Below are 16,163 nucleotides of genomic sequence, written 5' to 3' on the forward strand. Positions count from 1 at the left end.
TCCCGAGGAGCAGCACCGTGACCCGACCGGCCACCCCGCGCGACCGTGAAGCCCGCAACCGACGGGTCGCGATCATCGTGATCTTCGCGCTGTCCGCGACCTTCGTCATCCCGGCGCTGGGATTCCTCATCTTCTGACAGGTTCCCTTCCGGCACTCTGACGGGTGCCGGAAGGGAACCGACCAGGGACCTCGCGGTTCGCTCGCTAGGGCCCGATCGCGAGGCATTCGCCGACGCTCGCCCAGCCGCGCGGAGCGCGCTCGGCGACGTCCCCGTGGGAGTCGTAGAGCACGCTCACCCCTGCGTCCAGGAAGCTCGCCTGCACCCACCCGCCGGCGCACCCGCTGCCGACGAAGTCACCGTCGCGCTCGACCCACACGCACACGTCCGCGTCCTGCGAGGGCCACTCGGCCAGGTAGACGGAGAGGTCGTCCTGCGCGTGCAGGAGCCGGGTCTGACCGAGCTCGTCGACGGTCACGTCCGTGGAGCCTGCGCCGACGGCGTCGTGCGGCCCCGGTGCGGTCGCGAACACCTGTGACGGTGCGCAGCCCGGGGTCGGGCTGCACCCAGCGAGGGCACCGGCCAGGACCACGGCCACCGCCGCACCGCAGAACGCTCCACGGCGCCCGAGGGGCGCGCGCGACGGGTCAAGCAGAACTTTGCTTCTCATCCGACCTACCGAATCAGAACGTCAAGACTGGGTCAACCCTGTCGCCCGTGCCCCGGCCGCTGCCCAGAGCCCACCCCACGGTCGGCGTCGACCGACCGCACCGTCGGCGTCGAGCCCCGGCACGGTCGCCCTCCTCGCGGCAGGATGACTCCATGACCGCCGTCGGCCGCCACGGGCCCAGCCTCACCCTCGACGCCCTCAACCGGGCGCTGCTGGCCCGCCAGCACCTGCTCTCCCCCGCCTCCTCGACGCCCGTCGCGGAGGTCGACCACCTCGTGGGCCTCCAGTCGCAGGCACCGACGAGCCCCTACCCGGGGCTGTGGTCGCGCCTCGACGGTTTCCGGACCGACGACCTCTCGCAGCGCTTCCTCGACCGCTCGGTCACCCGCATCGCGGCCATGCGCGGCACGGTCCACCTCGTCACGGCCGACGACGCCCTCGAGCTGCCCGGGGTACTGCGCCCCCTGCTCGAGGCGGGGGTGCGGACGGGCAGCACGCACGCCAAGGCGCTGACGGGGACGAACCTCGACGACGTCGCCGCCGCAGCGCGCGACCTCCTGACCGAGTCCCCCCTGACCTCGGGCGACCTGGGGCGTCTGCTCGGCGAGCGCTGGCCCGACGTCCGTCCCCAGCACCTGGCCTACACGGCCCGCTGCTTCCTCCCCCTCGTCCAGGTCACGCCCCGCGGGCTGTGGGGCGCCAACGGCCCCGGCACGACGACGACCTGGACCACGGCCGACGCCTGGTTCGGACGGCCGAGCCGCGCGCTCCTCGACCCCGACGAGCGTTCCGCGGCGCTCGTGCGCCTCGTCCGCCGCTACCTCGCGGCGTTCGGCCCCGCCACGGTCATGGACGCCCAGCGGTGGTCCGGGCTGACGGGCCTGCGCGACGCCGTCGGGCAGCTGCGGCCCGAGCTCGTGACCTTCACCGGCCCCGACGGCAAGGAGTACCTCGACCTGCCCGACGCCCCGCGCCCCGGCGCGGACGCCCCCGCTCCCCTGGTGCTCGTGGCGGAGTTCGACAACCTGGTGCTGGGCCATGCGGACCGCACGCGCGTCGTCGACGACGTGCGGCGCAAGGCGATCACGACCGTCAACGGGCAGGTGCCCGGGACGGTCCTCGTGGACGGCTACGTGGCGGCGACGTGGAAGGTGCGCCGCGGGGCGCGGGCGACCACGACGCCCGACGCCGTCGCGCACCTCGACGTCTCCCCGCTCGGCCGCACGTTCACGCGCGCCCAGCGAGCCGCCCTCGACGCGCGCGGCACCGACCTGCTGCGGTTCGTCGCACCCGAGGCGTCGGAGCACGTCGTCACCGTCACGGCCTCGTAGCGGGGGCGGACGACGCGGTCCGGTGGTGCGGCCCGCACCGGGCCGGGACCGCTCAGCCCGCGACCGGCGCGACGTCCCCCGCGTGGTCGGCCGAGAGGTCGCCCGTCTCCCCCGCGCGCACGGCCCGCCGGCCGAGCACGATCGTGTAGGCCCAGAAGGCCGCGAGCGCGATCGCGCCGATGACGATCTTGAGCCACCACGCCATCCCCGACCCGGTGACGAACCCCTCGATGAGGCCCGAGACACCCAGGACGACCACGAGCCCGACCGCGACCGTGAAGAGCGCGCGCCCTTCCTCCGCCAGGGCCCGGAGACGAGTCCGCGGCCCCGGGTCGACCATGGTCCAGAACAGGCGCAGCCCCGCGGCCCCTGCGACGAAGATCGCGGTGAGCTCGAGCAGGCCGTGCGGGGCGATGAGCGTGAGGAACGTGTCGAGCTCGCCGTAGTACGCCATCATGCCGCCCGTGGACCCGACGCCCACGGCGTTGGCGAACAGGACGTACGCCGGGAAGACGCCCGAGATCCCCAGGGCGATGCACTGCGCGGCGATCCAGGCGTTGTTCGTCCAGACCACCGTCGCGAAGTCCGCGCCCGGGTCGTAGTAGCTCGCGAAGGCCTCGTTGACGTAGGCCTCGCGCTCGCTGGGCGTGCCCATCGACGCGAGCGCGTCGGGAGTCGTCGCGACCCACCAGCCCGCGACGACGGCGACGAGGAGGAACAGCACCATGACCGTCACGGTCCACCACCGGATCCGGTACAGCGCGGCCGGCACCGAGACGGTGGCGAAGCGTGTCACGTCGCGCCAGGCAGGCTCGTGCGCCCCCGCGAGACGTCCCCGCGCGCGCCCGAGGAGGTCGGAGAGCCGCGTGATGAGCACGGGGTCGGGGGCTGACGAGCGGATCGTCGACAGGTGCGTCGCGACCGACTGGTAGAGGCGGACGAGCTCGTCCGCCTCGGCACCGTCGAGCGAGCGCTTCCTGGTCAGCTCGGCGAGCCGCGACCACTCGTCGCTGTGCACGGCGCTGAAGGCATCGAGGTCCACGCGGCTACCCTGCCACACCTTGCCCTACAGTGGGCCGGACCCCCTCGTCGTCACCGGCCACCGTCCGGGAGCGGCGACGACCCCTCGACCTGTGTCGACGACCCTGGAGGAGCACGCGTGCGAGACGGCATCCTGACCGGCGAGGGCGTGGTCCTCGACGCCCGGCCGGCGTCCTTCGTGACACGCGCCCTGGGGGCCGTGATCGACCTGGTCGCGCTCGGGACCTTCCTCGTGCTGGTGCTCGTCGCGGTGGCGGGCGCGGCGCTCAACGCCGTCAGCATCGACTTCGCGCCCGCGGTGTGGATCGTCCTCCTGGTCCTGGTCATGGTCGGCATCCCGACGACTGTCGAGACCCTCTCGCGGGGCCGGTCGCTCGGCAAGCTCGCGACGGGCATCCGGGTCGTGCGCGACGACGGCGGCCCCGTCCGCTTCCGGCACGCCTTCATCCGTGCGCTCGTGGGGGTGGGCGAGCTGTGGATGACGTTCGGCTCGGTCGCGATCGTCGCGTCGCTGTCGAACGACAAGGGCAAGCGGGTCGGGGACATGCTCGCCGGGACGTACGCGATCCGGGTGCGCGGCGGGAAGCCGACGTACGCGGCGATCGCGATGCCGCCCCACCTGGCGGGGTGGGCCGCGCACGCCGACATGCGCAGGCTCCCGGACGGCCTGGCCCTCGCGGTCCGCCAGTTCCTCGGGCGCGCCGCCGGGCTCAACCCGGCCTCGCGTGTCCGGATCGGTCAGGACCTCGCGGGCCGGATCGAGCAGTACGTGGCCCCCGGTCCGCCGCCCGGGACGCCGCCCGAGGACTTCCTGTGCGCGGTCCTCGCCGAGCGACGCAGCCGGGACTGGGTCAGCGCCCAGCGGGGACGCGTGCTCGCGCAGGAGCAGGGCGAGATGCTGCACCGTCTGCCGTACTCGGTGCCCGACCCCCGGAGCTGACGGGCACGCCCCGCGCCACCGTGCGGCGCGGAGCCCCCGCCTCGAAGCGACCGAACGCCCGCACGAGCGCACCGAGCACGAGCGCGGCCGCACCGAACCACAGGGGTCGGCTCGCCCACCAGTCGGCGCTCCACGACGCGGGCAGAGGGGTGCCGAGCCCCAGCAGGACCACCCCGAGCACCACGAACATCGCGGTCAGGTGCCACAGGTACAGCGTCATGGACCGCCCCGCGACCCACCCCACGAGGGCCGCTCCGCGCCCCTGCGCCCAGCGCACGACGACGTCGCGCACCGCGAGCGCCACGCTCACCTGGAGCACCGCATGGGTCACGGCGAGGGCCGTGGGCGGCCCGAGGTTGGAGATCGCGTCGCCCGGCATCCCGATGAGGCTCGGCGGGTAGGGGCCGACGACGACGAGGCCAACCATCGCGGCGAGCGCACCGGTGGCCACGAGGGCGAGCGTGCGCCGGGAGGGCAGCGAGCCACGCCGGACGAGGTCGACGTAGACGATCCCCAGGACGTAGGGCACGGCCCAGCCGAGCAGGACGTTCGCGACCGCCACGTGCTCGACTCCCGCCGCGAAGCGCAGCACGTCCACGACGAACGGCGCGGCGACGACGACCACGACCATGCGCCGGCCCCACGCCCGGTAGGCCCGCAGCAGGGCCGGGGTGACCGCGAGCAGCAGCAGGTACACCCCGAGGAACCACAGGAGCTGCGGCGCGATCCGGGCGACCTGCAGCACGGCCGTCTGCGGCACGCCCACGGCGACCAGCACGACGGCGGCCACGGCCCACGCCCCGACGAAGGCCGCCACCGGCTTCCAGATGCGCGGCATCCTGCGCCGCACGACGTCCCAGCCGGCCGCGACGAGGCCCTGCGCGGCGCCCTGGCGACCTGCCACCGGGAGGCGAGCGGCGCCGTCGGGCCTGCTCGCCGTGCCCGGGCGCCAGAGCTGGTACGCCGCCGACGCCCCGGCCGCGAAGAACAGCAGCGGCAGGACCTGCAGGACCCACGTGATCGTCCACGCCCCGCCGTGGGCCAGGGCGTTGCCGATCCCGAGGCGCTCGCCGTCCCACGTGACCTCGGGCATGAGCCAGTGGACGCTCAGGACCGCGAGGGTCGCGAGCGCGCGCACCGCGTCGACGAACACGTCTCGACGGGCGGGGGCACCGGCGACGGCGGGGCGCCGGGGCCCCGGCTCCGGGCGTCGGGCCGCGAGAGCCGTGGCGGGCGAGGACGAGCCGGCGGGCCGGGACGGACGGGGGGTCCGAGCGGGCCGGAAGGGAAGACGAGGGACGTCGACGACGGCCACAGGATGCTCCTCGGGACGGAGGGAAAAGGTTCCCCACCAGTCTCGAAAATCCTGGTACGTCCCGGAATGGGAGCCTCCCCCGAGGCCCCGGCGGCGGTCCGGTCACCTCCGCGGGGGATGTCCCCCGCAGGCACCGCCGTGCTCAGTCCCGCAGGTACCTGAGCACCGCGAGCACCCGGCGGTGGTCCCCCGCGTCCTGCGGCAGCCCGAGCTTGCCGAAGATCGCCGTGACGTTCTTCTCCACGGCCCCGTAGGACAGGAACAGGTTCTCCGCGATCGCGGTGTTCGAGCGCCCCTGCGCCATGAGCTCGAGCACCTCGCGCTCGCGGGGCGTGAGGCGCGCCAGGCCGTCGTCCGAGCGTGAGGCGCCCATGAGCTGGCTCACGACCTCGGGGTCGAGCACCGTCTGCCCCGCGGCGATGCGCGTCAGGGCGTCGAGGAACTCGCTCACGTCCGCGACACGGTCCTTGAGGAGGTACCCGACCCCCTCGGCGCCGCCCGTGAGCAGCTCGCTCACGAACCGCGTCTCGACGTACTGCGAGAACAGCAGCACCCCCAGCCCCGGCGACGCGGCGCGCAGGGTGAGCGCCGCGCGCAGCCCCTCGTCGGTGAACGTCGGAGGCATGCGGATGTCGATGATGACGACGTCCGGCAGCTCGCCGAGCGTGGCCAGGCGCGCGACCTCCGCGACGAGCGCGTCGCCGTCGCCCACGGCCGCGACGACGTCGTGGCCACGACGGGTGAGCAGGGCGACGAGCCCGTCGCGCAGGATGACGGAGTCCTCGGCGATCACGAGCCGCACGGTGGTACCTCTTCTGTGTCGATGGGACGGCCCGGGCGCCTCGGTTCGAGACGTCCGGGCCGCTCCGCGGGTGGGGCCGGCTACACCCTGCTCGGCAGGACGACCGTGACCACGGTAGGCCCACCGACCGGGCTGACGAGGTCCAACGTGCCGTCGACCGAACGAACCCGCTCCTCGAGGCCCGCGAGCCCCGACCGGTGACCGCGCGCGTCGGGCGTCGAGATGCGCGCACCGCCCTGCCCGTCGTCGCGCACGCGCAGGCGCAGCCGCGAGCCCTGCTCCTCGACGAGCACGTACACGCCCGAGGCGCGCGCGTGCTTGGCGGCGTTCGTCACGAGCTCGGCGACGCAGAAGTACGCGATGGTCTCGACGGCCGGCGACGGCGCGATGCCCGGGTCCACGTCGACCGTCACGGGCAGCGGGGACCTTGCCGCGAGCGTCTCGAGGGCGACCGCGAGGCCGTTGTCGAGCGCGGGCGGGTGGATGCCCCGGGCGAGCTCACGGAGCTCGACGAGCGCCTCCTTGGTCGACGCGTGCGCGTTGTCGACGAGCTCGAGCGCCTCGGACGCGTCGCCGCCCGCCGCGAGCTGCTCCTTGGCCTCGCCGAGCTGCATCGCCACCGCGACGAGCCGGGCCTGGGTGCCGTCGTGCAGGTCGCGCTCGATGCGGCGCAGCTTGGCGTCCGCGTCCTCGACGGTCTTGCCGCGGGACTTCTCGAGGTCGGCCACGCGCAGGCTCGCCCGGGTGGGGCCGAGCAGGTTGACCGACAGGAGGCGGAAGAGCTGCGCGAACCCGCGCACGAGCTGCGGCCACAGCCACCACAGCGCGATGCCCACGGCCGCGAGCGCCGACTGGCGCAGCGGGGTGTCGACGTACCAGTCGGTCCCCATCTGCGCACCGCGGTGCCACGTACCGTCGGCGGCCATCTGCGCGGGCAGGAACTGCGACCAGAACCAGTGCGTCGCAGCCCCCAGCGAGACGAAGAAGAACGTCACGGTCACGACGAAGGCGACGAGCGCCAGGAAGAAGCTCACGAACATGAACGTCATGGCCCGCCACCCGGGACCGTCCGACAGGTTCGACCAGAGCATGCGCCAGAACCCGCGGCGCGGCGTGTGCGGCGTGGGCGGCAGCACGTCGACCGACAGCATCGAGCGCGCCATCGAGCGGTACATGCCGCCCCAGCCGCGCGCCCCGAGGACCAGGCCGCCCGAGACCACGAGCCCCACGACCGTCACGAGGATCCCCGCCGTGAAGCTCACGGTGAACATCACGTACGTGAACGCGAAGGGTGCGACGAACAGCGACAGCCACAGGTAGCCGAACTCGCGCCAGGTCTGGCGCGCGAACGGCGCGGCCAGGAAACCGACCGGCTCGCGCAGGTCCACGTAGCGCGGGTCGAGCCCGTCGGGGGCGTGCCGCAGGTCGCCCGCGGGTGCGACCGGCCCGGTCTCGAAGGACGGGACCTGCTCGGTCGGCGGCGCGTACCCGGGCGTGGGCTCGCCGTCGGGCGCGGCGTCGCCGAGCGGCGGCTGGGGGGATGTCACAGCAGACATGGTGGCAGGACTCCTGGGTCTGGTTCGAGCGGTACCACCAGTCTTGCCGACCGTGGCCCGCGCGCCCAGGGTGCGCTCCGCCGTCGTGCAGGGGGGATGTCCCCCCTCTGCGGCGTGCTCAGCGCGCGAGGGGCGTCCCGGCCCCCTGCTCGGCGGAGCCCTCCTGCCCGACGGCGCCGCCCGGCTCCCGCGGTCCGCTCGCCTCGGCTGCACCGCGGGCCGGCGCGGACACCACCTGGATCGCGACCACCAGGACGGCCGCGACCAGCGCGATGACCAGGATCGTGCTCCCGCTCGGGTAGCGCGAGAACACCAGGACAGCGAGCGCCCCGGCCAGGACGAGCGCGATCAACGGCCAGCGCAGCCGGGCGACCCAGACCTCGAAGGGGTGCGGAGCCCGTCCGCTGTCCCCGGCATGGCCGCGGCTGGCGGCGCGCACGAGCCAGTTGAAGCCTCGGCGGACCGCGACCGCCGACCGGCTGGGACCCGTGAGGTAGGCGGCGAGCACGACGACCACCCCGAACGCGAACACCGCACGCAGCGACGTGCGCAGCGGGACCAGCACCGCGTCGATCAAGGCCGTCGCCGCCGCGGGCGACAGGGTCTCCGACGGCACGGCGCTCAGGTACAGCGACCGGCCGACCGTGATCCCGATCGCGAGGATCGCCATCGCGACGACGTACGTGACCCCCGCGAGGATCACGGCCCGGCGACGCCGACCGCGCGGGGCCGCCCACACCGCACCGACCGCGACCAGGAGCGAGAGCCACGGCAGGACGTTCGCCGCCTTGCTCAGGGCAGCCACCACACGCTGCGCCGTCACGACGTCGTCCGAGGTGAACAGCACGAACTGCGGGTTGATCGACGGCAGGTTCTCGACGAACGTGAAGCCCCGCGCCGACAGCCGCTGAGTGACCTCGTCGATCATGGGCCCGAGCGAGAGCGTGACCTGACCGTTCGCGTCGGCCGTGACCGCCGTGCCGCCCTCGCCCGTGAGGACCGAGACGAGGTTCTTGTGAGCCTGGCGGTTCGCGACGATCCACAGCTCCTCGAACCTCGGCGACGTGACCATGCGGTCCACCGTCGAGCGGACGAACGACTCGCCCTGGCTCGCGAGGAGCGGCGCCAGGCCCTGAACCTGAGGTGGGACCTGGTCGACGTTCTGCGTGAGCGTCGCGAGCGCCTGCGTCGTCACGGTCTCGAGGTCGATCCGCTCGAGGATCGCGTCCGAGACCTTGGTGCTGATCTCGGCCTGGATCGCGGGGTCCGAGCCCAGCGGTGTCACGGTCGCGACGTAGTGGTCCGTGTCGAGGATCTCGCCGCGCACGTACCGCGCGACGACCGAGCCCAGCATGAGGACGCCCGCGAGCACCAGGAGCACCGTGACGGCGGTCCAGCGGAGCCACCCGCCGCGGCGGGGCGCCGCGGCGACGACCGCCCCGGAGGGCGGGGCGGCGCGCTCGGCACGCAGGCGATGGACCTCCGCACGCAGCGCCTCGAGCTCTGCTCGTTCGGAGTCGCTGATCGTGGGCTCGCTCGGGGTCGTCGCCATCGTCTTCTCCTGTCGGCGCGCTGCTGGGACCATCCTTGCGCAGGAGTGCCGGAAGCGCCCACGGTGGCGTGCTCGCCCGCCGACGGTGACGTGCCCACCCGCCGAGGGAGACGTCCCCGACCCCCGAGGGTGACGTGGCCACGCCGAGAGTGACGCATCGCCCCGCCCAGGGTGACCGCACGCGAAAGGCCGGGCTCCTCCTGGAACCCGGCCCTGCGCCGTCGGGCCCCTGCTCAGGGGCGTGCGCGACCGCTCAGTAGCGGTAGTGCTCCGGCTTGTACGGCCCCTCGACCGGGATGCCGAGGTAGTCCGCCTGGCTCTTCGAGAGCTCGGTCAGGCGCACGCCCAGCGCGTCGAGGTGCAGGCGCGCGACCTTCTCGTCGAGGACCTTGGGCAGACGGTAGACCTGGCGCTCGTACGTACGCTCGTCCTCCGCACGCTGAGCATCCTCGAAGAGCTCGATCTGGCCGATGACCTGGTTCGAGAACGAGTTGCTCATCACGAACGACGGGTGGCCCGTCGCGTTGCCCAGGTTCAGCAGGCGCCCCTCCGACAGGACGATGATCGAGCGGGGCTCCTCGCCGTCGGCCGCCGGGAACGTCCACTCGTGCACCTGCGGCTTGATCTCGGTGCGCGTGACCCCCGGGACCTGGGCCAGGCCGGCCATGTCGATCTCGTTGTCGAAGTGACCGATGTTCCCGACGATCGCCTTGTTCTTCATCCCCGTCATGTGCTCGGCCGTGACCACGTCCTTGTTGCCCGTGGTCGTGATGAAGAAGTCGGCCTCGCCCAGGACGTCCTCGATGCGCGCGACCTGGTAGCCGTCCATCGCGGCCTGGAGCGCGCAGATCGGGTCGACCTCGGACACGATGACGCGTGCGCCCTGGCCGCGGAAGGCCTCGGCCGCACCCTTGCCCACGTCGCCGTAGCCCGCGACGAACGCGACCTTGCCGCCCATGAGGACGTCCGTCGCGCGGTTGATGCCGTCCGGCAGCGAGTGGCGGATGCCGTACTTGTTGTCGAACTTCGACTTGGTGACCGAGTCGTTGACGTTGATCGCCGGGAACAGCAGCTCGCCCGACTCGGCGAGCTGGTACAGGCGGTGCACGCCCGTGGTCGTCTCCTCCGTCACGCCGAGCAGCTGGTCCGCGATGCCGGTCCAGCGCAGGGGGTCGGCCGCGAGCGCCCGGCGCAGGACCGAGCGCACGACGTTCATCTCGTGCGTGTGGTCGGGCTCGCCCGGCAGGGTGTCCGGGGGGACGGTGCCCAGGCGTTCGTACTGCAGCCCCAGGTGGACGAGCATGGTCGCGTCGCCGCCGTCGTCGAGGATGAGGTTGGCGCCCTGCTCCCCCGGCCACAGCAGGATCTGCTCGGTGCAGTCCCAGTACTCCTCGAGGCTCTCGCCCTTCCACGCGAAGACCGGGACGCCCTGGGGGTCCTCGGGCGTGCCGTGCGGGCCGACGACGATCGCCGCAGCGGCCTCGTCCTGCGTCGAGAAGATGTTGCAGCTGGCCCAGCGCACCTGAGCGCCGAGCGCGACGAGGGTCTCGATGAGGACGGCCGTCTGGACCGTCATGTGGAGCGAGCCCGCGATGCGCGCGCCCGCGAGCGGCTGCGACGCGCCGAACTCGGCCCGCAGCGCCATGAGGCCGGGCATCTCGTGCTCGGCGAGGCGAATCTGGTGGCGTCCCGCTTCGGCGAGGGACAGGTCTCGGACCTTGTAGCGGCCGGGGACCTCGTCGAACGAGGCCTGGGCGGCGGGCGTGGCAGAAGACATGGTGCTCCGAACGACGGTTCTGACGGTGTCGCTCCAGACTACCGGGGGCGGCTCGCCGCGCGCCGAGGGTGACCACCGTGGGCGCCAGGGTGACGCACACCGCCGCTGACGGTGACGGACGCGGCCGCCGAGGGCGACGCACCCCGCCGGCGGCGGTGACCGGCACCCGCGTCGACGGCGACACGCCCCGGGCGCGATCCCGAGCCGGACGCCGGGTGCGAGAGGACGCCGAGCGGTGCCCCCGCCCCGTAGGCGCCTCCCCGTGCACAGGCCACGCCCACGGAGCACCGCCCACGGCCGACTCCGCGTCCCGCACGCCACGGCGACACGTTCGGCACCATCCAGCCATGCGAAGCATCGATGACCACGGACACCTCCTCCTGCGCACGACCGACGCCCAAGACCTCGTCCCAGCACGTCTGGGCGGCCCGCTCCTGCGACGCGTCGCACGAGACGTGGTCGCACCCGCGCGGCACTCCCTCACCTACGGCGACCGGGTCCGCGCGACCCGGCTCGCGCTGCCGACGGACGCCGTCCTGTGCGGGACGACGGCCGCGTGGATCCACGGCGTGGACCAGGCGAGCGCTGCACACCCGGTCGAGGTCGGCGCCCGCCACGACAGACGGGTCCGGTCCGCCGACGGCCGCACCTCTCGGGGCCGTTCGTTCCACCCCGACGACGTGCAGGAGTCTCCCTGGGGGCTCGTCACGACACCTGCTCGTACGGCGTACGACCTCGCCCGCGACCCCGTGCTCCTGCGGTCGGTCCCGCGGCTGGACGCGCTCGTCCGGGCGACCGCTCTGGGCGTCGCCGACGTCTGGCCCGTCGTCGAACGCAACCCGGGAGCCCGCTGGATCACCATGGTTCCCCGCGCGTTCGACCTCGTCGACGCCGGCGCCGAGTCGGTGCGCGAGTCGATGCTGCGGGTGCTCCTCGCCCTGGAGGGCTTCCCGCGTCTCGTCGCGCAGCACGAGCTCCACGACGCGGCCGGGGCGTTCGTGGCGCGGCTCGACCTGGCGAACCCCGAGCTCCGCGTCGGCGTCGAGTACGACGGCGCCTATCACCTCAGTCCCGACCAGGCGGCAAGGGACCGTGCGCGCGGTGATCGGGTGCGTGCGAACGGGTGGGGGCTGCTGGTCGTGGACAACGCGCTGTTCGCCCGGCGCGAGGCCCTGTTCGCGGCGGTGGCCGCGCTGTTCGAGCAGGCGCGGCGCCCTCGGTGGTGAGGGTGGGCTCTCGCGCGGCGGCCGTCGGCCCGACGGCGTCCCTCACCGTCACCGTCGGCGCACCAGCACGTCACCGTCGGCGCACCGGAGCGTCACCGTCGGCGCACCAGAGCGTCACCCTCGGCGGGCAGGAGCGTCACCCTCGGCGTCCGCACCAGATCAACAGTTCGCGCCCGCGCGCGATAACAAATCTGCTTGACCATATCAAGGTCACGAAGCGATAACGATCCCGTGAATGGTCAAAGCCGCGCGCTTTCAACGATTGTACGGTCAAGCATCTCCCTCGAAACCGCCATACACACTGGCCACTCGGTAGCAATTCGCCCTGGGATCGGGCAGGGTGCTGGAGACAGATCGACCTGTCCAGGACCGGCTCGCGCCGGCCCCACGACAGGTCAGCGCCCGCTGCGCCTCGCGGCGGCCACCCACCCGGGTGGCCCCCGGCGGCGGGCCTCGATCCGGTGGACCGTGACGCGCCTCGCGGCGCTGAGCGCACCGGGAGGTCGCAGCCAGGTCACCCTGGCGCCCTCCGCGGAGCGTTCCGGACCCGCCACGACACCTGGAAGGTGGCGAGACCCGCCAGCATGACCGCAAGCAGCACCAGCACGAGTACGAGCACCGAGCCACCTACGAGCACCGCCCCCGTCCTCCTCCCCGTGGAGACCGAGCCCTTCCCCGGCGCCCACGGCACCGACCCCCTACCGGACGACCGGCCCGTGGCCGTGAGCGTCCAGGGCGTCTACAAGGTCTTCGGCCGCCGCCCGCAGGAGGCCGTCCGGCGCCTCAAGGACGGTGCGGGCCGCGCCGACGTCAAGTCCCTGGGAACGGCCGCCGTCATCGACGCGAGCTTCGACGTCAAGCAGGGCGAGATCTTCGTCGTGATGGGCCTGTCGGGCTCGGGCAAGTCGACGCTCATCCGCATGCTCAACGGCCTGTGGAAGCCCACGGCCGGCCACGTCCTCCTGGGCGACGACGACCTCGCGACCGTGAACGCCAAGCAGCTGCGGGCCCTGCGACGCAGCCGCGTGAGCATGGTGTTCCAGCACTTCGCCCTGCTCCCCCACCGCACGGTCCTGGACAACGCGGCGTACCCGCTCGAGATCCAGGGCATGGGCAGGGCCGAGCGCCGCGAGAAGGCGCAGCAGGCGCTCGACCTCGTGGGCCTGGGCGGCTGGCAGGACTCGCTGCCCTCGCAGCTCTCGGGCGGCATGCGCCAGCGCGTGGGGCTCGCCCGTGCGCTCGCCGCGGACACCGACGTGCTGCTCATGGACGAGGCGTTCTCCGCGCTCGACCCGCTCATCCGGCGTGAGATGCAGGAGCAGCTCCTCGACCTGCAGCAGACGCTCGGCAAGACCATCATCTTCATCACGCACGACCTCAACGAGGCCATGCACCTGGGCGACCGCATCGCCGTCATGCGTGACGGCCGCACGGTCCAGATCGGCACGGCCGAGGAGATCCTCTCCGACCCCGCGAACGACTACGTCGCGCAGTTCGTCGCCGACGTCGACCGCACCCGCGTCCTGACCGCCGCGTCGGTCATGGTCCGCCCGACCGCGGTCGTCCCGCTCGGCGGCGGCCCGCGCGTCGCGAGCCGCACCATGCGCGAGGCGCAGGTGTCGGCGGCCTACGTCGTCGACCGTCAGCGCGTCCTGCGCGGCGTCGTCCGCGACGCGGACGCGGTCGCGCTGCTCAAGTCGAGCGGCGACCACGCCACGAGCATCGAGTCGATCGTGCACGACGGCGTCGCTCCCGTGAGCGTCGACACCCCCCTCGCGGAGCTCTTCGCCCCGGCGGCCGAGTCACCCCTGCCAGTCGCCGTGACGGACGACAAGAACCGCCTGGTCGGGGTCATTCCGCGCGTGACCCTGCTCGAGGCCATGGTGCCGCCCACGCTCGAGGAGCCCGACGTCGTCGGGCCCGACGAGGACACGACCCAGGACGTGCCCGCCCCGCACGACACCCCCTCGACGGAAGGAGCAGACGCGTGAGCACCACCGACACGTTCGTCCCCCGCCTGCCCCTCGGTGACTGGGTCGCCGTCTTCGTCGAATGGTTGACCGCGACCTTCAAGCCGTTCTTCGCGGTCGTCAAGGACGTCCTGCTGACCTGCTACGACGCCCTGGCCGCAGTGCTCCAGGGCCCGCCCTTCCTCGTCGTCGCACTCGTGCTCGCGGCCCTGGCGTTCTTCGCCAAGGGCTGGAAGCTGGGCGTCACGGCCCTCGTCGGGTTCGTCGTGATCGCGAGCGTCGACCAGTGGGACAACGCCATGGACACCCTGGCGCTCGTGCTCGTCGCGAGCGCGATCGCACTGCTGATCGGCATCCCGCTGGGCATCTGGGCCGCGCGCAACGACACCGTCTCGCGAGTCCTGCGCCCCGTGCTCGACTTCATGCAGACCATGCCCGCGTTCGTGTACCTCATCCCCACGGTCATCATCTTCCTCACGGGCGCCGTCCCGGGCATCGTCGCGACCGTCGTGTTCGCGCTCGCCCCGGGTGTCCGCTTCACCGAGCTGGGCATCCGCCAGGTCGACCGGGAGGTCGTCGAGGCCGGGCACGCGTTCGGCTCGACGCCGGGTCGCATCCTGCGCCAGATCCAGCTCCCCCTCGCGATGCCGACCATCATGGCGGGCGTCAACCAGGTCATCATGCTCTCGCTCTCGATGGTCGTGATCTCCGGCATGGTCGGCGCGGCCGGCCTGGGACGCGACGTCGTCGCGGCCCTCCAGCGGGTCAACATCTCGCTCGGCTTCGAGGCGGGTCTGTCGGTCGTGATCCTCGCGATCTTCCTCGATCGCGTGACCTCGGCGCTCAGCACCCGCTCGCCCGTCGCCAAGGCCCTGGCGGCCACCGCGGTCTGAGGCACCCCGGTCGGGGTCGGCATCGCCCGGCCCCGACACCACCGGGCGGCCTGCACGCCCAAGCGCTTTCCCGTACCACCACCAACCCAGGCGGGCACCGCCGCACCTGCGGCCTGCCCACCGAAGGAAGGACACCATGTCTCCCGCACGTCACCACCAGGCTCGTCGTCGCACCGCGATCGTCGCGTCGTCGCTCGCCCTCGGGCTCGGCCTCTCGGCCTGCGCCTCGGGCACAGACGCCGGCTCCGGAGGCGAGGCCGACAAGGACATCACGATCGCGATCCACTCGGGCTGGGACGAGGGCATCGCGGTGTCGCACCTCTTCAAGGCCATCCTCGAGGACGAGGGCTACACGGTCCGCACCGAGACGGCCGACCCCGGCGTCGTCTACACGGGCATGGCCGGAGGCGACTTCGACGTCAACTTCGACATGTGGCTGCCTCTCACGCACGCCGACTACAAGAAGCAGTACGGCGACGACCTCGAGGACCTCGGCTACTGGTACGACGACGCCAAGCTGACCATCGCGGTCAACGAGGACGCGCCGATCGACAGCATCGACGAGCTCGCCGCGAACGCCGACCTGTTCGACAACCGCATCGTGGGCATCGAGTCGGGTGCGGGCCTGACCCGCATCACGCAGGACGAGGCCATCCCGGCCTACGGCCTGGAGGGCATGGACTTCGTCATCTCCTCGACCCCGGCCATGCTCGCCGAGCTCAAGGGCGCGACGGACGCGGGCGAGAACGTCGCCGTCACGCTGTGGCGTCCGCACTGGGCCTACGACGCCTTCCCCGTCAAGGACCTCGAGGACCCGAAGGGTGCCATGGGCGAGGCCGAGAAGATCCACTCGGTCGCCCGCACCGGCTTCACCGAGGACCACCCCGACGTCGCGTCGTGGATCTCCGCGCTCACGCTGAGCGACGAGCAGCTCTTCTCGCTCGAGAACATCATGTTCAACGAGAACGAGGGCGCGGACAACGACGCGTCGGTGCGCGAGTGGCTCGAGGCCAACCCGACGTTCGTCGACGACCTCAAGGCCGCTGCGGAGGCCTGACCCCCCGCGACGCGACGGGCCGGCACCCTACGGG

13 protein-coding genes are annotated in these 16,163 nt (G+C 72.8%); 6 read left to right on the plus strand and 7 right to left on the minus strand.

The features are described from left to right. Positions 1-204: 204 nt before the first annotated feature. Positions 205-531 (minus strand): hypothetical protein, encoded by a 327-nt coding sequence (locus ACFRCR_RS01105; RefSeq protein WP_377674757.1) that lies wholly within the window; start codon positions 529-531, stop codon positions 205-207. A 290-nt stretch (positions 532-821) separates the two neighbouring features. On the opposite strand from ACFRCR_RS01105, the gene ACFRCR_RS01110 reads away from it, so the two are divergent. After that, entirely contained in the window at positions 822-2,000 is a 1,179-nt protein-coding gene (locus ACFRCR_RS01110) for a winged helix DNA-binding domain-containing protein (RefSeq protein ID WP_377674759.1), read from the plus strand. A gap of 52 nt (positions 2,001-2,052) precedes the next feature. Here ACFRCR_RS01110 and ACFRCR_RS01115 read toward each other — a convergent pair whose 3' ends face one another. Beyond that, complete coding sequence (locus tag ACFRCR_RS01115; RefSeq protein ID WP_377674761.1) at positions 2,053-3,042, minus strand: stage II sporulation protein M; 990 nt, start codon at positions 3,040-3,042, stop codon at positions 2,053-2,055. A gap of 117 nt (positions 3,043-3,159) precedes the next feature. Here ACFRCR_RS01115 and ACFRCR_RS01120 point away from each other — a divergent pair, with 117 nt between their 5' ends. Beyond that, positions 3,160-3,981 (plus strand): RDD family protein, encoded by an 822-nt coding sequence (locus tag ACFRCR_RS01120; protein ID WP_377674763.1) that lies wholly within the window; start codon positions 3,160-3,162, stop codon positions 3,979-3,981. Here ACFRCR_RS01120 and ACFRCR_RS01125 read toward each other — a convergent pair. From ACFRCR_RS01125 to ahcY, 5 genes are all read right to left on the minus strand, one after another. Beyond that, entirely contained in the window at positions 3,893-5,134 is a 1,242-nt protein-coding gene (locus ACFRCR_RS01125) for an acyltransferase family protein (RefSeq protein WP_377674765.1), read from the minus strand. The genes ACFRCR_RS01120 and ACFRCR_RS01125 overlap by 89 nt on opposite strands. A gap of 304 nt (positions 5,135-5,438) precedes the next feature. After that, on the minus strand, positions 5,439-6,098 hold the full coding sequence (locus ACFRCR_RS01130) for a response regulator transcription factor (RefSeq protein WP_377674767.1): 660 nt from the start codon (positions 6,096-6,098) through the stop codon (positions 5,439-5,441). An 80-nt stretch (positions 6,099-6,178) separates the two neighbouring features. Next, positions 6,179-7,645 carry a sensor histidine kinase gene (locus ACFRCR_RS01135; protein WP_377674769.1) on the minus strand — a complete coding sequence of 489 codons (1,467 nt, stop codon included), beginning with the start codon at positions 7,643-7,645 and terminating at the stop codon, positions 6,179-6,181. 127 nt (positions 7,646-7,772) lie between these two features. Next, positions 7,773-9,206, minus strand: a complete 1,434-nt coding sequence (locus ACFRCR_RS01140; protein WP_377674771.1) for a hypothetical protein — start codon at positions 9,204-9,206, stop codon at positions 7,773-7,775. A 253-nt stretch (positions 9,207-9,459) separates the two neighbouring features. After that, positions 9,460-10,983: an adenosylhomocysteinase gene (gene ahcY / locus ACFRCR_RS01145; protein WP_377674772.1), complete on the minus strand. Its 1,524-nt coding sequence runs from the start codon at positions 10,981-10,983 to the stop codon at positions 9,460-9,462. Between the two features lie 347 nt (positions 10,984-11,330). On the opposite strand from ahcY, the gene ACFRCR_RS01150 reads away from it, so the two are divergent. The 4 genes from ACFRCR_RS01150 to ACFRCR_RS01165 all read left to right on the plus strand — a co-directional run bounded on the left by ACFRCR_RS01150 (position 11,331) and on the right by ACFRCR_RS01165 (position 16,129). Then, a complete protein-coding gene (locus ACFRCR_RS01150) occupies positions 11,331-12,209 on the plus strand; it encodes a hypothetical protein (protein ID WP_377674774.1) in 879 nt (292 codons plus the stop codon). A gap of 584 nt (positions 12,210-12,793) precedes the next feature. Beyond that, positions 12,794-14,200 (plus strand): glycine betaine/L-proline ABC transporter ATP-binding protein, encoded by a 1,407-nt coding sequence (locus ACFRCR_RS01155; protein ID WP_377674776.1) that lies wholly within the window; start codon positions 12,794-12,796, stop codon positions 14,198-14,200. Further along, a complete protein-coding gene (locus tag ACFRCR_RS01160; protein WP_377674778.1) occupies positions 14,197-15,072 on the plus strand; it encodes an ABC transporter permease in 876 nt (291 codons plus the stop codon). The genes ACFRCR_RS01155 and ACFRCR_RS01160 overlap by 4 nt, the downstream gene beginning before the upstream one ends. Positions 15,073-15,208: 136 nt before the next feature. Continuing rightward, on the plus strand, positions 15,209-16,129 hold the full coding sequence (locus tag ACFRCR_RS01165) for a glycine betaine ABC transporter substrate-binding protein (protein ID WP_377674780.1): 921 nt from the start codon (positions 15,209-15,211) through the stop codon (positions 16,127-16,129). Positions 16,130-16,163: the final 34 nt, after the last annotated feature.

Source organism: Oerskovia sp. NPDC056781 (assembly GCF_042789955.1).
In the GTDB taxonomy this organism is placed as follows: Bacteria; Actinomycetota; Actinomycetes; order Actinomycetales; family Cellulomonadaceae; genus Oerskovia; species Oerskovia rustica.